The sequence below is a fragment of the Microbacterium oleivorans NBRC 103075 genome (assembly GCF_001552475.1).
In the GTDB taxonomy this organism is placed as follows: Bacteria; Actinomycetota; Actinomycetes; order Actinomycetales; family Microbacteriaceae; genus Microbacterium; species Microbacterium oleivorans.
This window is the reverse complement of record NZ_BCRG01000012.1, coordinates 24,536-45,508: the sequence shown is the minus strand read 5'-3', so window position 1 is coordinate 45,508 and position 20,973 is coordinate 24,536. Positions and strand designations below refer to the sequence as shown.

20 protein-coding genes are annotated in these 20,973 nt (G+C 69.0%); 17 read left to right on the top strand and 3 right to left on the bottom strand.

Annotated features, from left to right (window positions below; genetic code table 11):
- Positions 1 to 9 precede the first annotated feature (9 nt).
- Complete coding sequence (argG, locus tag MO1_RS11865) at positions 10 to 1,440, bottom strand: argininosuccinate synthase (RefSeq protein ID WP_060916140.1); 1,431 nt, start codon at positions 1,438 to 1,440, stop codon at positions 10 to 12.
- 255 nt (positions 1,441 to 1,695) lie between these two features.
- Here argG and MO1_RS11860 point away from each other — a divergent pair, with 255 nt between their 5' ends.
- The 6 genes from MO1_RS11860 (at position 1,696) to MO1_RS11835 (ending at position 9,010) form a co-directional block, all read left to right on the top strand.
- Entirely contained in the window at positions 1,696 to 2,679 is a 984-nt protein-coding gene (locus MO1_RS11860; protein WP_036311147.1) for an ABC transporter substrate-binding protein, read from the top strand.
- 102 nt (positions 2,680 to 2,781) lie between these two features.
- Positions 2,782 to 4,374 carry a sugar ABC transporter ATP-binding protein gene (locus MO1_RS11855; protein WP_060916139.1) on the top strand — a complete coding sequence of 531 codons (1,593 nt, stop codon included), beginning with the start codon at positions 2,782 to 2,784 and terminating at the stop codon, positions 4,372 to 4,374.
- Positions 4,371 to 5,420 carry an ABC transporter permease gene (locus MO1_RS11850; protein ID WP_060916138.1) on the top strand — a complete coding sequence of 350 codons (1,050 nt, stop codon included), beginning with the start codon at positions 4,371 to 4,373 and terminating at the stop codon, positions 5,418 to 5,420. Before MO1_RS11855 ends, MO1_RS11850 begins: the two co-directional genes overlap by 4 nt.
- Positions 5,417 to 6,445, top strand: coding sequence for an ABC transporter permease subunit (locus MO1_RS11845; protein WP_060916137.1), 1,029 nt, complete (start codon positions 5,417 to 5,419; stop codon positions 6,443 to 6,445). Before MO1_RS11850 ends, MO1_RS11845 begins: the two co-directional genes overlap by 4 nt.
- 37 nt (positions 6,446 to 6,482) lie before the next feature.
- A complete protein-coding gene (locus tag MO1_RS11840; RefSeq protein WP_060916136.1) occupies positions 6,483 to 8,006 on the top strand; it encodes a sugar ABC transporter ATP-binding protein in 1,524 nt (507 codons plus the stop codon).
- On the top strand, positions 8,003 to 9,010 hold the full coding sequence (locus tag MO1_RS11835; RefSeq protein WP_060916135.1) for a LacI family DNA-binding transcriptional regulator: 1,008 nt from the start codon (positions 8,003 to 8,005) through the stop codon (positions 9,008 to 9,010). The genes MO1_RS11840 and MO1_RS11835 overlap by 4 nt, the downstream gene beginning before the upstream one ends.
- Here the strand turns inward: MO1_RS11835 and MO1_RS11830 are convergent.
- A complete protein-coding gene (locus MO1_RS11830; RefSeq protein WP_076708836.1) occupies positions 8,982 to 9,695 on the bottom strand; it encodes a Pr6Pr family membrane protein in 714 nt (237 codons plus the stop codon). The genes MO1_RS11835 and MO1_RS11830 overlap by 29 nt on opposite strands.
- A gap of 109 nt (positions 9,696 to 9,804) precedes the next feature.
- Here MO1_RS11830 and MO1_RS11825 point away from each other — a divergent pair, with 109 nt between their 5' ends.
- The 11 genes from MO1_RS11825 (at position 9,805) to MO1_RS11775 (ending at position 19,631) form a co-directional block, all read left to right on the top strand.
- Positions 9,805 to 11,091 carry an adenylosuccinate synthase gene (locus tag MO1_RS11825; RefSeq protein WP_060916134.1) on the top strand — a complete coding sequence of 429 codons (1,287 nt, stop codon included), beginning with the start codon at positions 9,805 to 9,807 and terminating at the stop codon, positions 11,089 to 11,091.
- A gap of 3 nt (positions 11,092 to 11,094) precedes the next feature.
- Positions 11,095 to 12,216, top strand: a complete 1,122-nt coding sequence (locus MO1_RS11820; protein WP_060916133.1) for a lactonase family protein — start codon at positions 11,095 to 11,097, stop codon at positions 12,214 to 12,216.
- A gap of 38 nt (positions 12,217 to 12,254) precedes the next feature.
- Positions 12,255 to 13,058, top strand: coding sequence for a hypothetical protein (locus MO1_RS11815; RefSeq protein ID WP_060916132.1), 804 nt, complete (start codon positions 12,255 to 12,257; stop codon positions 13,056 to 13,058).
- The gene (locus MO1_RS11810; RefSeq protein WP_060916173.1) at positions 13,055 to 13,813 is read left to right on the top strand and encodes a hypothetical protein; all 759 of its coding nucleotides are present in this window, start codon (positions 13,055 to 13,057) and stop codon (positions 13,811 to 13,813) included. The genes MO1_RS11815 and MO1_RS11810 overlap by 4 nt, the downstream gene beginning before the upstream one ends.
- Positions 13,810 to 15,456 carry a Ycf46 family AAA ATPase gene (locus tag MO1_RS11805; RefSeq protein WP_236081043.1) on the top strand — a complete coding sequence of 549 codons (1,647 nt, stop codon included), beginning with the start codon at positions 13,810 to 13,812 and terminating at the stop codon, positions 15,454 to 15,456. The genes MO1_RS11810 and MO1_RS11805 overlap by 4 nt, the downstream gene beginning before the upstream one ends.
- A 30-nt stretch (positions 15,457 to 15,486) precedes the next feature.
- Positions 15,487 to 15,693, top strand: a complete 207-nt coding sequence (locus MO1_RS11800) for a DUF2997 domain-containing protein (protein WP_036311125.1) — start codon at positions 15,487 to 15,489, stop codon at positions 15,691 to 15,693.
- Positions 15,690 to 16,427, top strand: a complete 738-nt coding sequence (locus MO1_RS11795) for a 4Fe-4S single cluster domain-containing protein (RefSeq protein ID WP_036311123.1) — start codon at positions 15,690 to 15,692, stop codon at positions 16,425 to 16,427. The genes MO1_RS11800 and MO1_RS11795 overlap by 4 nt, the downstream gene beginning before the upstream one ends.
- Entirely contained in the window at positions 16,424 to 16,933 is a 510-nt protein-coding gene (locus MO1_RS11790; protein ID WP_036311121.1) for a hypothetical protein, read from the top strand. The genes MO1_RS11795 and MO1_RS11790 overlap by 4 nt, the downstream gene beginning before the upstream one ends.
- Positions 16,930 to 17,691 carry a ComEA family DNA-binding protein gene (locus MO1_RS11785; RefSeq protein WP_060916131.1) on the top strand — a complete coding sequence of 254 codons (762 nt, stop codon included), beginning with the start codon at positions 16,930 to 16,932 and terminating at the stop codon, positions 17,689 to 17,691. Before MO1_RS11790 ends, MO1_RS11785 begins: the two co-directional genes overlap by 4 nt.
- Positions 17,692 to 17,757: 66 nt before the next feature.
- Positions 17,758 to 19,299, top strand: a complete 1,542-nt coding sequence (locus tag MO1_RS11780) for an alpha-L-fucosidase (protein ID WP_060916130.1) — start codon at positions 17,758 to 17,760, stop codon at positions 19,297 to 19,299.
- Positions 19,300 to 19,340: 41 nt separating this feature from the next.
- Positions 19,341 to 19,631 carry a chorismate mutase gene (locus MO1_RS11775; protein ID WP_036311114.1) on the top strand — a complete coding sequence of 97 codons (291 nt, stop codon included), beginning with the start codon at positions 19,341 to 19,343 and terminating at the stop codon, positions 19,629 to 19,631.
- Between the two features lie 120 nt (positions 19,632 to 19,751).
- On the opposite strand, the gene MO1_RS11770 is transcribed toward MO1_RS11775, so the two are convergent.
- A complete protein-coding gene (locus MO1_RS11770; RefSeq protein WP_036311111.1) occupies positions 19,752 to 20,927 on the bottom strand; it encodes a 4-hydroxybenzoate 3-monooxygenase in 1,176 nt (391 codons plus the stop codon).
- Positions 20,928 to 20,973: the final 46 nt, after the last annotated feature.

Here is a 20,973-nt window from a genome sequence, read left to right as displayed (position 1 = left end):
AGCGAGCTCTCAGTCGGCGCCGAAGTCGAAGGATGCCGAGTCGCTCGACTCGTCGATGGCACCCGCCAGCTCGTCGACATCACCAGAGCCTCCCGTGATGGCCGCAGCGCCGCCCTGCTCGAGTTCGCCCACGAGCTCGGCCGTCGCGCCGCCGATCATGCCGAGCGACACGAAGTGCTCGAGGCGGGCGCGCGAGTCCGCGATGTCGAGGTTCCGCATCGTCAGCTGACCGATGCGGTCGGTGGGGCCGAAGGCGGCGTCGCCGACGCGCTCCATCGAGAGCTTCTCGGGGGAGTACGACAGGTTGCGGCTCTCGGTGTTCAGGATCGTGTAGTCCTCGCCGCGGCGCAGGCGCAACGTCACGGTGCCGCTGATGGCGGAGCCGACCCAGCGCTGGATCGACTCGCGCAGCATGAACGACTGCGGCTCGAGCCAGCGGCCCTCGTACATGAGGCGCCCGAGGCGCCGGCCCTGCTCGTGATACGTGGCGAGGGTGTCCTCGTTGAGGATGCCGTTGAGCAGGCGCTCGTAGGCGATGAACAACAGCGCCATACCGGGCGCTTCGTAGATGCCGCGTGACTTCGCCTCGATGATGCGGTTCTCGATCTGGTCGCTCATTCCGAGGCCGTGGCGCCCGCCGACCGCGTTCGCCTCCATGACGAGGGCCACGGCATCCGAGTACTCGACGCCGTTGATCGCGACGGGGCGTCCCGCCTCGAAGGTGACCGAGACGTCTTCGGTCTCGATCTCGACTGCGGGGTCCCAGAACCGGACGCCCATGATCGGCTCGACGATCTCGAGTGACACCTCGAGGTGCTCGAGGGTCTTCGCCTCGTGGGTCGCGCCCCAGATGTTCGCGTCGGTCGAGTACGCCTTTTCGACCGAGTCGCGGTACGGGAAGCCGTGCGCGACGAGCCACTCGCTCATCTCGGTGCGGCCGCCGAGCTCGGTGACGAAGTCGGCATCCAGCCACGGCTTGTAGATCCGCAGCGACGGGTTGGCGAGCAGGCCGTAACGGTAGAACCGCTCGATGTCGTTGCCCTTGTAGGTGGAGCCGTCGCCCCAGATGTCGACGCCGTCCTCCTTCATGGCCCGAACGAGCATCGTGCCGGTGACGGCGCGGCCGATCGGCGTCGTGTTGAAGTAGGTGCGTCCGCCCGAGCGGATGTGGAAGGCGCCGCACGAGAGGGCGACGAGGCCCTCCTCGACCATCATCGGCTTGCAGTCGATGAGGCGGGATCCCTCGGCGCCGTACTGCAGGGCGCGGCCGGGGATCGACGCGATGTCGTCCTCGTCGTACTGGCCGAGATCGCCGGTATAGGTGAACGGGACGGCGCCCTTATCGCGCATCCAGGCGACCGCGACGGAGGTGTCGAGACCCCCCGAGAAGGCGATGCCGACGCGCTCGCCGACGGGCAGGGACTGAAGGACCTTCGACATGCGCCCAATCCTATCGACCGGCCCACGCCGATCCCCGCCCGGTTACACCGTGCGGGAGATGTGAATGCTCACATCGCTGCGGCTGCCCGGCGAGCCGCGTGAGTTCCGATCGCCTCCGACGAGCCCGCGTTACGGAAATGTTATCGCTCACAACCTGGTGCTGAGAGAAATGTGAAGGCTAACATTCGAGCAACCGATCGCCATGGCGGCGACGGTCACCGGCCCTCGGCCGGACCCGAACGAGGAGGTTTAGGGATGAAGAAGAGCATTTTCGCGGCAGCCGCCATGCTGGGAGCGCTGGCCATGGTCGCGACAGGTTGTGCCGGCGGTGGCGCACCCGGCGCCGGTGGCAACGGCGGTGGCAGCGATCTGATCACGGTCGGTTTCGCGCAGACGGGCTCCGAGTCCGGATGGCGCGCAGCGAACACCGAGTCGATGAAGAAGGCCTTCTCTGAGGAGAACGGTTTCAAGCTGACCTTCAACGCCGCCGACAACAAGCAGGAGGCGCAGATCTCCGCGGTCCGCAACTTCATCAACCAGGGAGTGGACGCCATCGTCATCGCCCCCATCACGGTCGATGGCTGGGACGACGTCCTCAAGGAAGCAAAGGATGCCGGCATCCCCGTCATCCTCGAAGACCGCACGGTCTCGGCGAGCGACGACCTGTACGCCTCGTGGGTCGGCCTCGACTTCGAGCAGGAGGGTCGCACTGCCGGCGAGTGGGTCAAGGAGAACTTCGACGGTAAGGGCGCGAACCTCGTCGTCCTCGAGGGCACGACGGGTTCGTCGGCCGCCCTCGACCGCGCCACCGGCTTCGATGAGGCCATCAAGGGCACGGACGTGAAGGTGATGGACTCGCAGACGGGTGACTTCACCCGTGACGGTGGCAAGAAGGTCATGGAGGGCTACCTCCAGAAGTACGGCAAGGACATCAACGTCCTCTTCGCTCACAACGACGACATGGGCCTGGGCGCTCTCGATGCCATCAAGGCAGCGGGTCTGACCCCCGGCAAGGACATCCAGATCGTCACGATCGACGCGGTCAAGGACGGTATGACGGCTCTGGCCAACGGCGAGTTCAACTTCATCGTGGAGTGCAACCCGCTGCTCGGTGAGAAGGCTGCGGCCCTCGTCAAGGACGTCGTCGACGGCAAGACGGTCGAGAAGCGCACCATCGTCGAGGACCAGTCGTTCACGCAGGAGCAGGCCGCCGAGGTTCTGGACTCCCGTCCGTACTGATCGACAGACCCTCCCGATCCCTCTCCGCTGAGTGAGGGGTCACCGAACACCGCCGGGGACCGGACTCCGGTCCCCGGCGGTCATCACGGAAAGGCGCGCCTCATGGTCGATGTCGCAGCCACGCCGGAGTCCCCGGCCACCGCCCCGCAGCATGACGAGGTCGTGCGGATGCGGGACGTCACGATCCGCTTCCCCGGGGTCCTCGCCCTGGACCGGGTCGACCTCACGCTCCGCGCTGGTGAGGTCCACACCCTCATGGGTGAGAACGGAGCGGGCAAGTCCACGCTCATCAAAGCGCTGACGGGTGTCTACTCGATCGACGGCGGGACGATCGAGGTGGCTGGTGAGCAGCGGGTCTTCCGCTCGACGGCCGATGCCGAGGCATCCGGAATCTCCACCGTGTATCAAGAGGTCAACCTCTGCACGAACCTGTCGGTCGGCGAGAACGTCATGCTCGGCCGCGAGGTGCGGCGAGCCGGCTTCATCGACTGGCGGGCCACCCACCGGGAGGCGACGCGCTACCTTGCGGCCCTCGGCCTCGACATCGATCCGCGCTCTGCGCTGTCGTCTCACTCCATCGCGGTGCAGCAGCTCGTGGCGATCAGCCGCGCCACCGTCGCCGATGCCCGCGTGCTCGTCCTCGACGAGCCGACCTCGAGCCTCGACCGCAGCGAGGTCGAGCAGCTGTTCACCGTCGTCCGCGGACTCCGCGACCGCGGTGTCGCCATCCTCTTCGTCACCCACTTCCTCGACCAGGTATACGAGATCTCCGACCGGCTCACCGTTCTTCGCAACGGTCAGCTGGTGGGGGAGTACCTGCCGGCCGAGCTGCCCCGCGGCGAACTCATCGCGAAGATGATCGGTCGCCAGCTCGACGAGCTCGAGGCGCTCGCCCGGACGTCCGAGCGCGAGATCGACCGCACCGCGACACCGGTGCTCCGCATCGACGGCCTCGGCCGCAAGAACGTCATCGAACCCGTCGACATGGAGGTCTACGAGGGCGAGATCGTCGGTATCGCGGGCCTCCTGGGCTCGGGACGCAGCGAACTCGTGCGCCTCGTCTACGGCGCCGACCGCGCCGACACCGGCACGCACGCCGTGCGAGGGGATGCCGCCCGCATCACGAACCCGCGCCACGCGATCGACAAGCGCATCGCCTTCTCGAGCGAGGACCGCCGCGCCGAGGGGATCATCGCCGACCTCACCGTGGCGGAGAACATCGTCCTCGGCATCCAGGCCAAGCGCGGCGCGATGCGCCCGATCGGCCGCGCCGAGCGCGATGCGATCGTCTCGGAGTACATCACCGCCCTCGGAGTCCGTCCTGCGGACCCGAACGCGCTCGTGCGCAACCTCTCCGGCGGCAACCAGCAGAAGGTCCTGCTCGCGCGATGGCTCGCCACGGCGCCGCAGTTGATCATCCTCGATGAGCCCACGCGCGGCATCGACGTCGGTGCGAAGGCCGACATCCAGCGCAAGGTCGCCGAGCTGTCGGCGGAGGGCCTGTCGGTCGTCTTCATCTCCTCGGAGTTGGAGGAGGTCGTCCGCATCGCCCAGCGCATCGTGGTGCTCCGCGACCGTTCTAAGATCGGCGAACTGGACGCCACCGACGTGACGGTCGACGATCTGGTCGCCCTCATCGCGCAAGAGTCCGGCGAGACGACGTCGTCTCGCCTCAACCCGGAGACAGCGGCATGAACCCGACCCTGAAGCGCTTCCTGGCGCACCGCCTCGTCTGGCCGATCGCCGCACTCCTCGTGCTCGTGATCGTCAACACGATCGCGCGACCATCCTTCATCTCGATCACGGTGCAGAACGGCCAGCTGTACGGCCCGCTGATGGACATCCTTCGCAACAGTGCGCCGCTGATGCTCGTCGCCCTGGGCATGACGCTCGTGATCGCGACGCGCGGCATCGACCTCTCGGTGGGCGCCATCATGGCGGTCTCGGGCGCGGTCGCCCTGACCTACATCTCCGCGTCGCCCGCTCCGGAGGACCTGTCCACGGTGCTCATCGCGATCGCGCTCGCCGTCTTCGTCGCGCTGCTGCTGGGCATCTGGAACGGGTTCCTCGTCGCCGTCGTCGGGGTACAGCCGATCATCGCGACCCTCGTGCTCATGCTCGCCGGCCGCGGCGTCGCCCTCCTCATCACAGGCGGCTTCATCACGACCATCACGAGCGCTCCCTACCGCTTCATGGCGCAGGGATACCTCGTCGGCCTGCCATTCGCCTTCTACATGTCGGTCGTCGCGATCGTCATCGTCGCGGTCCTGCAGCGCCGGACGGCGCTGGGTGTGCTCACCGAGGCCGTCGGCATCAACCCCGAGGCCAGCCGCCTCGCCGGAGTGCGTTCGCGCGGCATCATCTGGGGTGCGTATGCGGCGAGCGGCCTGCTCGCCGGGTTCGCCGGCATCCTTTACTCGTCGAACATCATGGCTGCCGACGCCAACGCCTCCGGCCTCTACATCGAGCTCGATGCGATCCTCGCGGTCGTGCTCGGCGGCACGAGCCTCATGGGCGGCAAGTTCACGATCGCGGGCACCGTCGTCGGTGTCTTCACGATCCAGACCCTCAAGTCCACGATCACCTTCCTCGGGGTCCCGCCGGCGGTCAGCCCCCTGTTCCTCGCGATCGTCGTCGTCATCGTGGTGCTCGTGCAGTCGCCGCGCACCCGCTCGCTGTTCGCCAAGGCGGTTGAGGCCGTCCGAGGCGGCGGCCGTCGCACCGTGGAGGTCGCCTCGTGAGCGCTGTAACCGCAGATGTCAGCCGGACCGGCGGTTTCGCCGAAACCATCCAGCGCTTCCGCAGCCGGCACGCCTCGTGGGTGCCCGTCTTCGCGGCCGTCGTCATCCTGGTCGCGATGCTGATCGGGGCGCAGGCCTACTTCGGCAACTTCGTCACGCCGCGCGTGCTGTCGGCGCTTCTGCTCGACAACGCGTACCTGCTGATCCTCGCGGTCGGCATGACCTTCGTCATCCTCACCGGCGGCATCGACCTGTCGGTCGGCGCGGTCATGGCGTTCACCGGGATGCTGGGGGCCAGCATGCTGAGTCAGGGCACACCGGTCGCTATCGTCATCCCGGTCATGCTCGTCCTCGGTGCGCTGATGGGTCTGTTCGTCGGAGTCCTGGTGCAGTACTTCGGGGTGCAGCCGTTCATCGCGTCGCTCGCGGCGATGTTCGCGGCCCGCGGGCTCGCATTCATGGTGAGCCTGTCGTCGATCCGCGTCGAGGAGCCCGCGATCCTCTGGCTGCAGTCGACGCGCATGCAGGGCGGGCCGGGCAGCTTCTACCTGACGCCGACCGGCATCCTCGCCCTCGTCGTGGTGGTCGTCGGCATCCTGATCCTGCAGTTCACCCGATTCGGACGCACGATCTACGCGATCGGCGGCAACGAGCAGTCGGCGCGGCTCATGGGTCTGCCGGTGGTCCGCACCAAGCTGCTGGCCTACGTCATCAGCGGGGTGTGCGCGGGGCTCGCCGGTGTCGTCTTCACGGCGTATACCGGGGCGTCCTACCCGCTGAACGGCATCGGGACCGAGCTCGACACCATCGCCGCCGTGGTGATCGGCGGCACGCTGCTCACGGGCGGCAGCGGGTTCGTCCTCGGCTCGATGATCGGCGTGTTCGTTTACGGCACCATCAAGACGGCGATCTCGTTCCTCGGCGTCGACCAGTCCTGGACGCGCATCACGATCGGCACGCTGCTGCTCGTCTTCGTGGTCGTGCAGCGCCTGCTGGTCGCGCGGACGGCGCGAACGTCACGGTGAACCTCGGGGGAGGCTCACCGCGGGCATGATGGTCCGTATGGATGCGCGCGAAGCAGCGGTCGCGCCGGTCGTGGAAGTGACCGGCGCGACCGTTCGCTTCGGCGCCGAGACGGTGCTCGACGCCGTCGACTTCCGCCTGCTGCCGGGTGAGGTCCACTCGCTCATGGGCGAGAACGGCGCCGGCAAGTCCACGCTCATCAAGGCGATCACCGGTGCGCTGCGACCGGATGCCGGCGCGATCCGCGTCGGCGGCGAACCGGTGCACTTCGCCTCGCCGGCCGATGCGCTCGCCGCGGGGATCAGCGCGGTCTACCAGGAGATCGATCTCCTGCCGAACCTCTCGGTCGGCGAAAACGTCCTGCTCGGACGCGAGAGCCACCGCCTCGGCGGGATCGACTGGCGCGAGACGCACCGCCGAGCCGCCGTGATCCTCGACTCGCTCGGCCTCGACATCGATCCGCGCACGCGGCTGTCGGGGCATTCGCTCGCGGTGCAGCAGCTCGTCGCGATCGCCCGCGCGATCTCGGTCGACGCGCGCGTCGTCGTGCTCGACGAACCGACCTCCAGCCTCGACCTCGACGAGGTCGCCGAGCTGTTCCGCGTCATCCGCGAGCTGACGGCGCGCGGCGTCGCCGTGCTGTTCGTGTCGCACTTCCTCGATCAGGTCTACGAGATCTGCGACCGCATCACCGTCCTCCGCGGCGGCCGGCTCATCGGCGAGTACGTGCCGGCCGAGCTCCTGCGCATCGACCTCGTCGAGAAGATGCTCGGCCGTGGTGCCGACGAGATGGAGGTTCACCCGCGAGAGGATGCCGCGGCATCCGTTCCGGTCGCACTCGCCGGACGCGATCTCGCCTCGGGTAGGGGGCTCACCGAGGCGAACCTCGAGATCGGCGAGGGCGAGGTCGTCGGCCTTGCGGGGCTCCTCGGCTCGGGTCGGAGCGAGCTGGCGCGCGCGCTCACCGGCGTCGACCGACCGGATGCCGGGGTGCTCGAGATCGGCGGTGCGCCCGCGAATCTCCCGTCGCCGCGTCGCGCGATCGGCCAGGGCATCGTCTACTCGTCCGAGAACCGTCGCACCGAGGGCATCATCGGCGACCTCAGCGTGCAGGACAACATCACGCTGGCGCTTCAGGCGGACCGCGGCATCCTGCACCGACTCACGAACACGCGACGTCGCGAGTTGGCGATGAGCTGGATCGAGGCTCTCGACATCCGGCCCGCCGATCCGGACCGTCCCGCGGGCACCCTTTCGGGCGGCAACCAGCAGAAGGTCCTCCTCGCCCGCCTTCTCGCGCTCTCGCCGCGTGTGCTCGTCCTCGACGAACCGACCCGTGGCATCGATGTCGGGGCGAAGGTCGAGATCCAGCGGCTCGTCGCCGACCTCGCCGACAACGGTTTGTCGGTCCTTTTCATCTCGGCGGAACTCGAAGAGGTGCTGCGTGTCTCGAACCGCATCGCCGTGATGCGCGCCGGGCGACTCGTCGAGACGATCGCGGCGGACGCGCTCACCGTCGACTCGCTGCTCGCCCTGGTGGCGCGGCCGGAGGATGATTCGTGAGCGAGGAGCGCGGCGCGAAGTCCGCCAATATCTTCGACGTCGCCCGTCTCGCGGGTGTCTCCCACCAGACGGTGTCGCGAGTACTCAACGACCTTCCGAACGTCCGGCCCGCGACGCGCGCACGCGTGCAGCAGGCCATGGCGCAGCTGCGGTACAGCCCGTCGCCGGCCGCTCGTGCGCTCGTCACGAAGCGCACTCGGACGATCGGTCTCATCACGCCCGGGACGGCGGACTTCGGGCCCACGTCGATCGCGATGCACTTCAACGTCGCGGCCCGCGCGGAGCGATACTCCGTCGATTCGGTGACGGCGCCCGACACGGATGCGGCCAGCATCCGCTCGGTCGTCGAGGGCCTGCTCCGTCAGCGCGTCGATGCGATCGTGCTCGTCGTCACGGACCTCGGCGTCCTGGAAGCCGTCCGCGGCCTCGACCTGGGCGTGCCGATGGTCGCCGCGGCCGCGACTCAGCGCCGCAACCCCCAGCTCGTGTCGATCGACCAGTACCGGGGCGCCCGATCGGCGGTGCGCCATCTCGCGGAGTCGGGGCACCGCCGCATCCTCCACATCGCCGGTCCGCCGCGGAACCCGGATGCCATCGAGCGCATCCGCGGGTGGCGCGACGAGCTCGCGTCGCACCAGCTGGCGGTCGTGGAGCCCCATCACGGCGACTGGACCGCGGCGAGCGGTGCCGAGATCGGGCGGACGCTCGAGCTGGCACCGGGGGACGCCGTCTTCGCGGGCAACGACCACATGGCGATCGGCCTGCTCTCCGCGCTTCGCGCCCGCGGCCTGCAGGTGCCGAGCGACATCGCCGTCGTGGGGTTCGACGATGTGCCCGAAGCGGCCTATCTGTCGCCGCCGTTGACGACCGTGCGGCAGGACTTCCGCGCCCTCGGTGAGCTGATGATGCAGAAGGTGCTGCTCGCCGTCGAGGAGCCCGACGGACTCACGGAGGACACCCCCCTGCCGACTCACCTCATCGTGCGGGAATCGTCCCGGAGCTGAGTGCGAGGACGCGCCGACGACCGACCCACACGACGATCGAGGCGACGATCGCGAACGTGAGGGCGATTCCGATCACATAGGCGATCACGCCACCCCAGCCGTTGACTCCGTTCGGGTTGAGGAAGGGGTACGGGTACCAGAAGGCCACGCCCGTCGTCGGGTTGACTACGAGCGGCCCGCGCAGCAGCGTGTAGGCGATCCAGATGATCGGGACGGCGAGGATGACGAGAGCCGACCGCCGGGGCAAGGCGCGGCGCGTCGGGGCGACGAACAGATCGATCAGCAGGAACAGCGGAGCGACGACGTGGACGATCTCATTGGCCCAGGCGACGTGGTCGTCGGCGGTCGGATACCCGCGCAGCAGCAGGTTGTAGACGACGCCGGTGATGAAGAGGTACGTCGTGGCTGCGGCCAGGGCGACCGCGACCCCCGCGGGTTCGCGGGTCTCGTGAGAAGGCCGCATGAAGAACCAGATGACCGCGGCGAGGAGCGCGAGGGCTCCCGCCAGGTTCGACAGGATCGTGAAGAAGCTGAAGAAGTTGGCGATCGTGGTGGGGATGTCGCGGTCGTTCGCGATCGCCGTGCGGATGGTGGTGATGAACTGTCCCACGACCGCGGTCGTGATCACGGCGGCGGCGACGAGCCTGATGACCGACCACACCGTCGGCCACGTTCGGGTACGCATGACCGAACCCTAGCGCGCGGCGGGCGCGACGAGGGATGCCGCCTATCGGGCCGCGCGGACCCGGCCCGATAGGATGGGGTGTAACCGTCCGATAAACGGGGGAGAGCCCATGCCAGGCATCGTGATCGTCGGAGTTCAATGGGGAGACGAGGGCAAGGGCAAAGCCACCGACCTCCTGGGTGAGCGCACCGACTGGGTCGTCAAGTTCAACGGCGGTAACAACGCCGGCCACACCGTGGTGATCGGCGACGAGAAGTACGCCCTGCACCTGCTGCCCAGCGGCATCCTGTCGCCGGGTGTCAACGCCGTCATCGGCAACGGCGTCGTCGTCGACCTCGAGGTGCTCTTCGCCGAGCTCGGTGCTCTGCAGGCCCGTGGTCTCGACGTCTCACGGCTCAAGGTCAGCGCGAGCGCGCACATCATCACGCAGTACCACCGCACGCTCGACAAGGTGACCGAGCGGTTCCTCGGCAAGAAGATGATCGGCACGACCGGTCGCGGCATCGGCCCGACCTACGCCGACAAGATCAACCGCACCGGCATCCGCGTGCAGGACCTGTTCGACGAGAACATCCTGCGCCAGAAGGTCGAAGGCGCCCTCGATCAGAAGAACCACCTGTTGGTGAAGGTCTTCAACCGCCGCGCCATCACCGTCGACGAGGTCGTCGAGGACCTGCTGTCGTACGCCGAGCGACTGCGTCCGATGGTCGCGGACACCGGACTGATGCTCAGCAACGCGCTGGATGCCGGCGATGTCGTCGTTTTCGAGGGCGGCCAGGCCACGATGCTCGACATCGACCACGGCACGTACCCGTTCGTCACGTCGTCGTCCGCGACGGCGGGCGGCGCCTCGACCGGCTCGGGCGTCGGTCCGAACCGCCTCGACCGCATCGTCGGCATCGTGAAGGCCTACACGACGCGTGTCGGGTCGGGTCCGTTCCCGACGGAACTGTTCGACGAGAGCGGTGACTTCCTGCGGTCGCGCGGCTTCGAGTTCGGCACGACGACCGGCCGTCCGCGCCGCGTCGGCTGGTACGACGCCCCCATCACGCGGTACGCGACGCGCATCAACGGCATCACCGACCTCGTGCTCACGAAGCTCGACATCCTCACCGGTCTCAAGGAGATCCCCGTCTGCGTCGCCTACGACGTCGACGGCGACCGGTTCGACGAGGTGCCGGTCAACCAGACCGACTTCCATCACGCGACGCCGATCCTCGAGAACTTCCCGGGCTGGGACGAGGACATCTCGACCGCTCGCACGTTCGAGGACCTGCCTCAGACCGCGCAGGCCTACGTGCTCGCCCTCGAGAAGATGAGCGGCACGCGTATCTCGGTGATCGGTGTCGGCCCGGCGCGCGACGCGGTCATCGTCCGCCACGACCTGCTCGACTGATCCGTGCGGTTCCTGCTCGGCGGGTACTCCCCGGACATGGGCGGGTCGGCGACGGGCATCGGACTGCTGGATGCCGGTGGCCCCGACTCCCCGCTCGCGAGCGGTCCGCTCGGGGTCGGCCGTGACGTCGTCGCGGCGGAATCGCCGTCGTGGATCGCGCGGCATCCGACCCTCGACGTCGTCTACGCGGCGCTCGAAGGTCGGGGAAGCGTGCGTGCCTACCGGCGGACCGGCGAGACCGCGTTCGTTCCGCTCGGCGCGGAGGTCGCCGTCGGCGACGGCCCATGCAATGTGCTCGCCCTCGAGGATGCGCTGATCGTCTCGTGCCACGGCGACGGCGGCGTCGTCCACGTGGGTCTCGCGGCCGACGGCAGGCCCGGGGCCGCACGCCGGTGGGCGGCCGTCGTCGAGGGGGCACCGGCATCCGATCTCGCATCGGCTGCGCGGGCACTCCGGGCGATCGTCGGGGACGAGTACGCGGACTTCGTGCCGCACGCCGAAGCCGAAGAGGCGGATGCCGCCACCGAGGCCGCTCCCTCGACCCGCCCGTCGCGTGCGCATCAGGCGGCCTCACTCCCGGGCGGGCTCATCGTCACGACCGACGTCGGCCTCGACCTCCTCCGGTTCTGGCGTGGGGGGCGAGAGATCCAGCGGTTCGAGCTGCCGGCCGGAACCGGTCCGCGGCACGTGCGATCGCATCCGAGCGGACACCTCTACGTCGTGACCGAGTACTCCGGCGAGGTTTTCGCCCTGGCGCCCGACGTGTCGGGCGAGTGGCGGCTCGTCGGCGGCGCGCAGTTGGGCGCCTATCCGGGGGATGCCGGGGCTGAGCTCGCGATGTCGCGTGATGGCGTCTTCCTGTACGCCGGCCTTCGCGGCAGCGACACGATCGCGACCGTCAAGGTCCGCGGCGGCGGTGAGACGCTGAACCCGATCGCGCTCGCCGAATCGGGTACCGTCTGGCCCCGCCACCACGTCGTCGAGCGCGACACCGTCCTGGTCGCAGGGCAGCGCGCCGACGAGGTCGTGTCATTGGCGATCGACGAGCGGACGGGCGTTCCCGGTCGCGTGCGGCACCGGACAATAGCACCGTCGCCGACCGCGCTCCTAGCCTTCCCGGGCTGACCTCGGCGCCCGGTAACGTGGCCCGGCGGAGGGGGAACATGAGCGCGGGCGGACGGACGACGTCGAGACGATCCACGGGACCGAACATCGACGGCTTCACCGGCCTTGTGTGGATCATCGGCCTCGTGATCGCGGGAATCACCTGCGCCATCTACGCGGACGACGGCACGTTCGAAGTGGGCGCCGTCGGGCGCAGCGACGACTATTCGATCTCGCCGTGGACGAGCGATGATCCCGTCGTGGCCGAGGAGAGCGGCGGGGGCGTCTACGAGGGATCCGATGGCGCCGTCATCCGGCTCAGCGGCGTCGACGTCACCCAGCCCCTCGTGGTGAGCCCGGAGGGGGAGTCGTACATCAGCAGCGTGCGGGTGACCGGCCCCCAGGGACGCATCGTGACGCCCGGCGAGTACGAAGGCGATCCGCCGCGGTTCAGACCCTTGGCCGATGGTCGTGTGGCGATCTTCGTGGAGCAGCCCGATGTCGAATTGTGGGTCGATGGATCCCGCGACGAGAACTGGAGAGCGCGAGTGTCGTCCGGCGGCCTCAACCGCGCGAACGACGTGGTCACCGCCTTCTCCTCCGCAGACTTCCTCCACATCGGCGAGGCATCGACGGCGCGCGTGACCGTGCGCGGCAAGGGCAGCGTCGACATCCAGATCGTGACGCCTCAGGGCACGGACTCGGTTCTCTCGGGCGACGCCCCGATCGACCAGTCCGTCGCCTGGCGCGACGCACCGCTCGTTCTTTTCTCGGTCACGGCGTGGGACGACGCCGGGTGGCGGATCGAGTTCCCACCGTCTCCCACGCCGTCCGCGTCGCCCTCGCCGGAGGTGACACCGTGAGCACAGCGGATGCCCGGATCCGGCGCTTCTCGACGATCACCTGGCTGGGCGGGTCGGCCGTCGCCGTCGTGCTCGCCTTCGTCATCTTCCCGTTCGTCGGGATCAATCCCGCCACGGGCGAACTCCTGCTGCACAACCCGAACGACTACGAGTACCGCCCCTGGACCGACCCCGACGCGCAGGAGGTTCGGGTGGAGGGCGGCGAGGTCATCGGCACGGCGGCGAGCGGCTACCTCGACCTGTCGGCCGGAGACGATGTGTGGGTCGTCGGGCCACTGCGCGGGGGCGAGGAACGCTCGGTGGGCGTCTACCATCAGCGAGACACGAGATCGACCGAGGGCGACGCTCGGCCTGCCTACCTCGGCAGCATCAGTGGACGCTCGAGCGAGGTGCTCGTCGCGGGAGAGACCGACGGGCGCGTCTGGTTCGCCCCGCGACTGAACGGCTGGCGAGCGGACCTCACCCGCGAGACGCCGATCTCCATCGAGGACGGCGTCGCCACCGGCGAGGGCAGCGCGCTGCTGTCGTACACGGGTGATGCGCTGAGCGCACGATTCACCTTCGAGGGCGAGGGCTTCTTCATCGTCGACGCGCTCTTCCCCGGCGAGGTCGCTCGCCTCGTGCGCATCGTCGACAGTGTCGACGTCCGCCAATCCTGGCCGGCCAAGGGTCGGGTGATCTTCCGAGTCGAGGCGGACGAAGGCTCCGGCCCCTGGAAGATCACGCTCGACGAACCGGCAACCGGAACACCATGACCACCTCACGAAAGGGAACCGACGTGACCTTCGACGCCACGCTGGATGCGGCTTTCAAAGCTCGCCTGCCGCTGCTGTACCTCGAGACCGCCGAGGAGGTGCGCGCGGTCGCCGCGATCACGGATGCCGCTCACGCGCAGCGCAACCGTCGCGCGGTCTGGTCGTGGACGTCGGCGCTCGGCCTCATCGATCCCGACGGCAAGAGCATCTCGAACACGACGAACCCGGCGCGGGCCCTGCAGCACGCCGCCGGGGTCACCGACCCGAGCGTCTTCATCTTCTGCGACCTGCACGCCTACTTCGGCGGCGAGCACCGACCGGGGGACCCCGCAATCGTCCGCACGGTCCGGGAGACGGCGCTCGAGTTCCGCCACGGCGACGTGTCGCGGACGCTCGTCGTGACGGCGCCGGTGCGGGTGATCCCGCCCGAGCTCGACGAGTTGACGCACCTGTTCGACTTCCCCCTGCCGACCGCGGCGGAGATCCGCGACCTGCTCGACACGATGATCGAGAACAATGCGGGAGACATCCGCGTCGTCGCAGACGATGCCGACCGCGAATCGCTCGTGCAGGCGGCCCTCGGCCTCACGATGGCCGAGGCCGAGAACGCCTTCGCGCAGGCGATGGTGAACGACGGGAAGTTGACGGGCGACGACATCCGCGTCGTCCTGCACGAGAAGCGCCAGGTGGTGCGCAAGTCCGGCGTCCTCGAGTTCGTCACGGGCGACCTCGACCTCGACGACGTCGGCGGGCTCAATAACCTGAAGCGCTGGCTCGCGCGTCGCAACGGATCGTGGCTCCCGAGCGCGCACGAGTACGGCCTGCCGTCGCCGAAGGGCGTGCTCATCACGGGAGTCCCGGGCTGCGGAAAGTCGATGACGGCGAAGGCGACGGCGGCGTCGTGGGGGCTGCCGCTGCTCCGCCTCGACATCGGTCGGATCTTCTCCGGCCTCGTCGGCTCGAGTGAGCAGAACCTCCGGACCGCCATCGCGACCGCCGAGGCGGTGGCACCCTGCATCCTCTGGGTCGATGAGATCGAGAAGGGCTTCTCGAACACCACGGGCCAGGGCGACTCGGGGACGACGGCACGCGTGTTCGGGACGTTCCTCACCTGGATGCAGGAGAAGAAGCATCCCGTCTTCGTCGTCGCGACCGCGAACAACATCGACGCCCTGCCGCCCGAGTTCATGCGCAAGGGGCGCTTCGACGAGATCTTCTTCGTCGACCTGCCCACGACCGTCGAACGCGAGGTCATCTGGTCGCTGCAGCTCGCCGCCCACGCGACCCCGGCCAACGGACTCGACGCGATCGCGAACGACGTGGCGGCCGTCGCCGCGCTCGTCGCCGCGAGCGAGAACCACTCCGGCGCCGAGATCGAGCAGGCCGTCGTGGCCGCGCTGTACGAGGGATTCAGTGGTCGTCAGACCATCACGGCGGATGTCGTGAACCGCGTCGTCGCGACGATGATCCCCCTTGCGGTCACCCAGGCCGAAGAGGTCCAGCGCATCCGCGCGTGGGCGGCTCAGCGCGCCGTCGGCGCGACTGGCGCCGAAGACCTCGACGCACACGACGTCGCCGCTAACGGCACGGAGACCCACGGGGCGCTGTCGTCGCGTCGCGGCGGTCGTACCGTGGACTACTGATCGACCGGCACACAGGAACGGGAATCGACGATGAAGAAGCTCGTGGTGCAGTTGCGACCGGACGGATCGGTTGCCGCGGAGACGTTCGGGATGACGGGGGCCGAGTGCCTCGACTACATCGAGCAGCTCGAAGCGCTGCTCGACGCCGAGACGACCTCGTCGCAGTTCACCGAGGACTACACGCGCGTCGCGTCGGCGGCATCCGATTCGCTTCTGCAGGAGGACCGGGACCGGTGATCGTCACCGAGTCGCGCGGTGTCGGCGGGGAGGCGAGCCTCCTCGGCACGACGCCGCCTCCCCGCGCCGACGCGGCCCTGCGCTGGTCACGGTTCGTGCCGGCGACGGGCGCCGAGGGGCCCGGAGTCCGCGCGGCGATCTGGGTGCAGGGGTGCGCGGTCCGGTGCCCCGGGTGCTTCAACCCGCAGATGTGGGCCGCGCGCGGTGCGCACCTCGACGACCCCGCGGACCTCGCTTCGAGATGGATCGCCGACGCGCGCGCCGCCGGAGCAGAGGGCGTGACGCTGCTCGGCGGCGAGCCCTTCGACCAGGCGGCCGCGCTCGCCGTCGTCGCGGAAGCGTTCCGGGATGCGGGGCTCGGTGTCATGGCGTTCTCCGGCTACACCCTCGAACGGCTGCAGGTCTGGGCAGAGGAGCGCGCCGACATCGCCCGCCTCCTCGCCGCGACCGACCTGCTCTGCGACGGTCCGTACCTCGCCGACCTCCCCGACACGCGCCGACCCTGGATCGGGTCGCGCAATCAATCGATCCGTGCGCTCACCCCGCGGTACGCCGCCGAGGTCGACCGCATCGCCCGCGACGGCGGCCGCGACGCCCTCGAGGTGCGCATCAGCGCCGACGGAGTCGTCGCCGTCAACGGATGGGCGACGGATGCCGCCCTCGCAGAACTTCTGGACGATCTGGGTTTGCGCGCAGACCGCGCCGCATCCCTCACGAAGGGAACACCCCGATGAGCATTTCGCTGATCCTCGTCCCCGCGGCGCTCGCCGCCGCAGCCGCCCTCGGCGGGACCGGCGTCGTCGGGGCTCTGTCGCTGAACACGGGCGCGAAGACCGACCGCGGCAGCAGCGGGTCCGAGGCCGTTCCGGTCGCCGTGCAGACGCGGATGAAGAACCCCGACCTGCTCGCCGCAGCGCTCGCCGATCTGGGCGCGACACATGCCTCGCTCGACGAAGGCGTGCTGACGGCGACGCTCGACGGCCTCGAGGTGGTGATGTCGCGCACCGAGGAGGGCGTCTGGGGTGCGCACCTGTCGCGACTCGACGGGCACGAGGTGACCGAGGCCGAGGCGACTGCCGTGATGACGGAGCTGGATGCCGCCTACGCCCGTCACGTGCAGCGCGCCGTCGCCGACCGCATCCGCGCCCGCGCCGACCAGGCCGGGTTCGAGCTCGTGTCGGAGACCCGGGACGAGGACGACACGGTGACGATGGTGCTGAACGTGCGGGACCAGGCGTGAGTTCGTCCGCGCGTCTGGCCGCTCCGGGATGGGGCTGGCTGATCGGCGTCAGCTCATGGCTCGTCGCCGTCTTCATCGGTCCGGCGACCGCGTGGATCGGCTTCTTCATCGTCGGCGCGGTGTCGCGGCGTCGGGCGGCGTACATCGCGGGGGCCGCCAGCGGCATCCTCGGGATCACCGTCGCGACCGAGGTGTGGGGCGGCTTCAGCGACCTCGTCGGCGCCATCGTCCATCTCGGCGGCATCATCGTGGGTCTGGCACTCAACCCCGGGTGGCTGCGAACGCTGTGGGAGCGCCGCGTCGCGGCGGCGGACAAGCGCGGTTCGTCGCGCACCGCGTCGACGAGCCAGGCCGCGCGGGCGACGACGGCGGCACCGAAGCGTCGCCGTCGGGGGTCGCGCGCGAAGCCCGCGTCGCAGCCGGCTGCTGCGACGTCTGCAGCTGAGCCCGAGGCGCGCCGGATGGCGGAGACCGTCGGGGCGTCGTCATCCGATCTCTTACAGACCGCCGAGCCGGTCGAGCCGGTCGACGTGCAGACCGCGACCGCGGACGAGCTCGCCGACCTGCCGGGGCTCAATCGCACCAAGGCTCGTCGCGCCGTGAAGGTGCGCACCAAGAACGGCGGCTTCTTCTCGGTCGAGGACTTCGGAGAGGCGGCGGGACTGCAGCCTCACGAGATCGTCCGGCTGCGCTCGGCGGCGACCTGCTCGCCGCGCCCGCGAAGCCCGCGGAGCTTCGGCCGTCGCGTGGATCTCTGAGCGGGTCGCTGGAAGCCGGTATTTCCAACGTTGCAATCCCGCCGGACGAGGGACAGGATCAATGGCATGCCCGACTCCCCCCTCGAGCCCCTCGACCCGGCATCCCTCCCTCCCCGCGTCGACGTCAGCGACAATTCCGCCGCTCTCGCGGCGGTGCAGGCCGTCATCGACGCCGGTCCGTTCTCGTCGACGTGGGACTCCCTCCGCGAGTATGAGGTGCCCCTCTGGTACCGCGACGCGAAGTTCGGGATCTTCATCCACTGGGGAATCCCCTCGGTGCCTGCGCAGGGTGAGTGGTACTCGCGGACGATGTACCTCGAAGCCGATCGGGCGTTCGAGCACCACCGCGAGACCTACGGTCCGCACAACGAGTTCGGGTACAAGGACTTCATCCCGTCGTTCACGATGGACAGGTTCGACCCGGCCGAGTGGGCCGAGGTGTTCCGCCGCGCAGGCGCGCAGTTCATCGTGCCCGTCGCGGAGCATCACGACGGGTTCGCGATGTACGACACCGCCCGCTCGCGGTGGAGCGCGGCGCAGATGGGTCCCCGCAAGGACGTGTTCGGTGAACTGATGACGGCCGTCGACGGCGCGTGGATGGTGCGCGGGGCCTCGTCGCACCGAGCCGAGCACTGGTTCTTCATGAACGGCGGGATGCGGTTCGACTCCGACGTCCGCGATGCGCGCTTCTCGGACTTCTACGGTCCCGCCCAGCGTGAGGAGACGGCACCGAACGAGCTGTTCCTCGAGGACTGGCTGCTTCGGACGGTCGAGATCATCGACCAGTACCGACCGCAGGTGCTGTGGTTCGACTGGTGGCTCGAGCAGCCGGCGTTCGAGCCCTACATCCGAAAGCTCGCGGCGTACTACTACAACCGCGCGCACGAATGGGGTCGCGGCGTCGTCATCAACTACAAATGGACGGCGTTCGCCGAGGGGAGCGCGGTCTACGACATCGAGCGCGGGGCAATGCCCGGCATCCGTCCCGACGTCTGGCAGAACGACAGCTCGGTCGGCAAGACCTCGTGGGGCTGGATCGAGGATCACGACTACAAGAGCCTCGACGATCTGATCGGTGAACTCGTCGACGTCGTCGCAAAGAACGGCAACCTGCTGCTCAACATCGGGCCGACGGCAGACGGCACGATCGCCCCCGCCGAGCGCGAGCTGCTCGAGGGGATCGGCGACTGGCTTACGGTCAACGGTGAGGCGATCTTCGGGTCGCGACCGTGGCTCATCCCCGGCGAGGGGCCCACCGAGGTCGTCGCCGGCTCGATGATCGATGACGCGTTCGCGCCGTACACGTCAGAGGACGTCCGCTTCACGACCCGCCCCGACGTCACCGGCGACTACGTCTACGCGACGCTCCTGCGCTGGCCGGACGACGGCGTGGCCCGCATCCGTTCGTGGGGAACGGCGAGCGGACTGCTCGGTCGCCGCATCGCGGAGCTGACCGTGCTGGGACACGGCGCTGCCGAGTGGACACAGGATGCCGACGCCCTCCGCGTCACTTTGCCCGAGACGCCGCCGTCCGCCGTCGGCGTCGTCGTGAAGCTCTTTCTCGAGCCCGTGCACGAGCCGGCACGCAAGGACTTCCTGCACGGCTGAGACTCATCACGGACCGCGCTACGCTCATCGCCGGAGGAACCATGACCGACCCGAACGCCCAGCTGCAGATCCTGCGATCCAGCATCGACAACATCGACGCCGCCCTCGTCTTCATGCTCGCCGAACGCTTCCGCTGCACGAAGCAGGTCGGCGTCCTCAAGGCGGAGCACGGGATGCCGGCATCCGATCCGTCCCGTGAGGAGCAGCAGACCGCGCGACTGCGTCGGCTGGCCGAAGAGGCCGACCTCGACCCCGAGTTCGCCGAGAAGTGGTTCAACTTCGTCGTCGCCGAGGTCATCCGTCACCACACCGAGGCGGCCGGCGAACTCTGAGGTGAGTCGCGAGGTCCGCGCGTCAGCGGATGCAAGGGATCCTCGGCGACACGCCGGGGGCACGACGGATGCCGCGGCGCGCCGCGCGGCATCCCTTGCATAGCGTGACGGGCCGGGGCCTCAGACGTCGATCGGCCAGCCCGTGTAGGCCTCGGCGAGGTAGGTGCTGCCGGCGCGGGACTCGACGACCGAGCGCAGCTCGCCGACCTGGCGGCGACGGTCGAAGTCGGTGGCGTTCTCGTCGGCGTGCAGCATGCTCGTCATCCACCACGAGAAGTGCTGCGCCTTCCAGATGCGGCGGAGCACGGTCTCGGGGAACTGCTCGATGAGACGCTCGTCGTTCTCCAGAAGGAGCGCGCGGAGGGCCCGCTCGAGGACGATGACATCGGCGATCGCGAGGTTCATGCCCTTCGCGCCGGTGGGAGGCACGGTGTGCGCGGCGTCGCCAATCAGGGCGACCCGGTTCTTCCGCACCTCGTCGGCCACGAAGCTCCGGAAGCGCAGCACGTCGCGCTGGAAGATCGGACCCTCGGTCAGCGTCGTCCCGGGGACGCGCAGCTGAAGCGCGTCCCACAGCTGGGCCTCGCTGTACGACTGGGGATCGGTGTCGGGAGCGCACTGGAAATACATCCGCTGCACGGTCGCGCTTCGCTGGCTGATGAGCGCGAACCCATCCGGCGAGTTGCTGTAGATCAGTTCGTCGGCGCTCGGCGGCGCCTCGCACAGGATGCCGAACCAGGCGAACGGGTACTCGCGGAAGAAGCCCGAGTGGGTGCCCGACACGGCCTTGCGCACAACGCTCCGCGAGCCGTCCGCGCCCACCACGACGTCCGCGACGATCTCGAGGGGTTCGCCGTCGGCATCCTCGGCGATGATGCGGGGCTGATCGGATGCCTCGTCCTCGACGCGCAGCGCCGTCACCCCGAAGCGCAGATCCTGACCTTGTTCGAGGCGCACCGCGATGAGGTCCTTCAGCGCCTCGTGCTGCGGGTAGAGCCACACGCTCCGGCCGACGAGGTCGGCGAAGTCGATGCGGTGGCCCTCGCCGTCGAAGCGGAGCTCGATGCCGTCGTGCTGGTTGCCGACCGTTTTCACGCGGGTCGACGCGCCGGTCGCCTCGAAGGCGGCGACGGTGCCGTGCTCCAGGATGCCGGCGCGGATCGTGGTCTCGATCTGCTCGCGGGAGCGCTGGTCGATGACGACCGATTCGATGCCGGAGAGGTGCAGCAGGTGCGAGAGGAAGAGGCCGGCGGGGCCCGCTCCGACGATCGCGACGCGGGTGCGGACGGTGGTCATGTCGTCTCCTTCGACGGGCACGGCGGGGGGTGTGGGATCAGTGTGT

Bases quoted from the DNA above. Each gene is read 5' to 3' on its own strand.
- argG (WP_060916140.1), bottom strand. From the start codon at position 1,440: ATGTCGAAGGTCCTTCAGTCCCTGCCCGTCGGCGAGCGCGTCGGCATC.
- MO1_RS11860 (WP_036311147.1), top strand. From the start codon at position 1,696: ATGAAGAAGAGCATTTTCGCGGCAGCCGCCATGCTGGGAGCGCTGGCC.
- MO1_RS11855 (WP_060916139.1), top strand. From the start codon at position 2,782: ATGGTCGATGTCGCAGCCACGCCGGAGTCCCCGGCCACCGCCCCGCAG.
- MO1_RS11850 (WP_060916138.1), top strand. From the start codon at position 4,371: ATGAACCCGACCCTGAAGCGCTTCCTGGCGCACCGCCTCGTCTGGCCG.
- MO1_RS11840 (WP_060916136.1), top strand. From the start codon at position 6,483: ATGGATGCGCGCGAAGCAGCGGTCGCGCCGGTCGTGGAAGTGACCGGC.
- MO1_RS11830 (WP_076708836.1), bottom strand. From the start codon at position 9,695: ATGCGTACCCGAACGTGGCCGACGGTGTGGTCGGTCATCAGGCTCGTC.
- MO1_RS11825 (WP_060916134.1), top strand. From the start codon at position 9,805: ATGCCAGGCATCGTGATCGTCGGAGTTCAATGGGGAGACGAGGGCAAG.
- MO1_RS11815 (WP_060916132.1), top strand. From the start codon at position 12,255: ATGAGCGCGGGCGGACGGACGACGTCGAGACGATCCACGGGACCGAAC.
- MO1_RS11805 (WP_236081043.1), top strand. From the start codon at position 13,810: ATGACCACCTCACGAAAGGGAACCGACGTGACCTTCGACGCCACGCTG.
- MO1_RS11800 (WP_036311125.1), top strand. From the start codon at position 15,487: ATGAAGAAGCTCGTGGTGCAGTTGCGACCGGACGGATCGGTTGCCGCG.
- MO1_RS11790 (WP_036311121.1), top strand. From the start codon at position 16,424: ATGAGCATTTCGCTGATCCTCGTCCCCGCGGCGCTCGCCGCCGCAGCC.
- MO1_RS11780 (WP_060916130.1), top strand. From the start codon at position 17,758: ATGCCCGACTCCCCCCTCGAGCCCCTCGACCCGGCATCCCTCCCTCCC.
- MO1_RS11775 (WP_036311114.1), top strand. From the start codon at position 19,341: ATGACCGACCCGAACGCCCAGCTGCAGATCCTGCGATCCAGCATCGAC.
- MO1_RS11770 (WP_036311111.1), bottom strand. From the start codon at position 20,927: ATGACCACCGTCCGCACCCGCGTCGCGATCGTCGGAGCGGGCCCCGCC.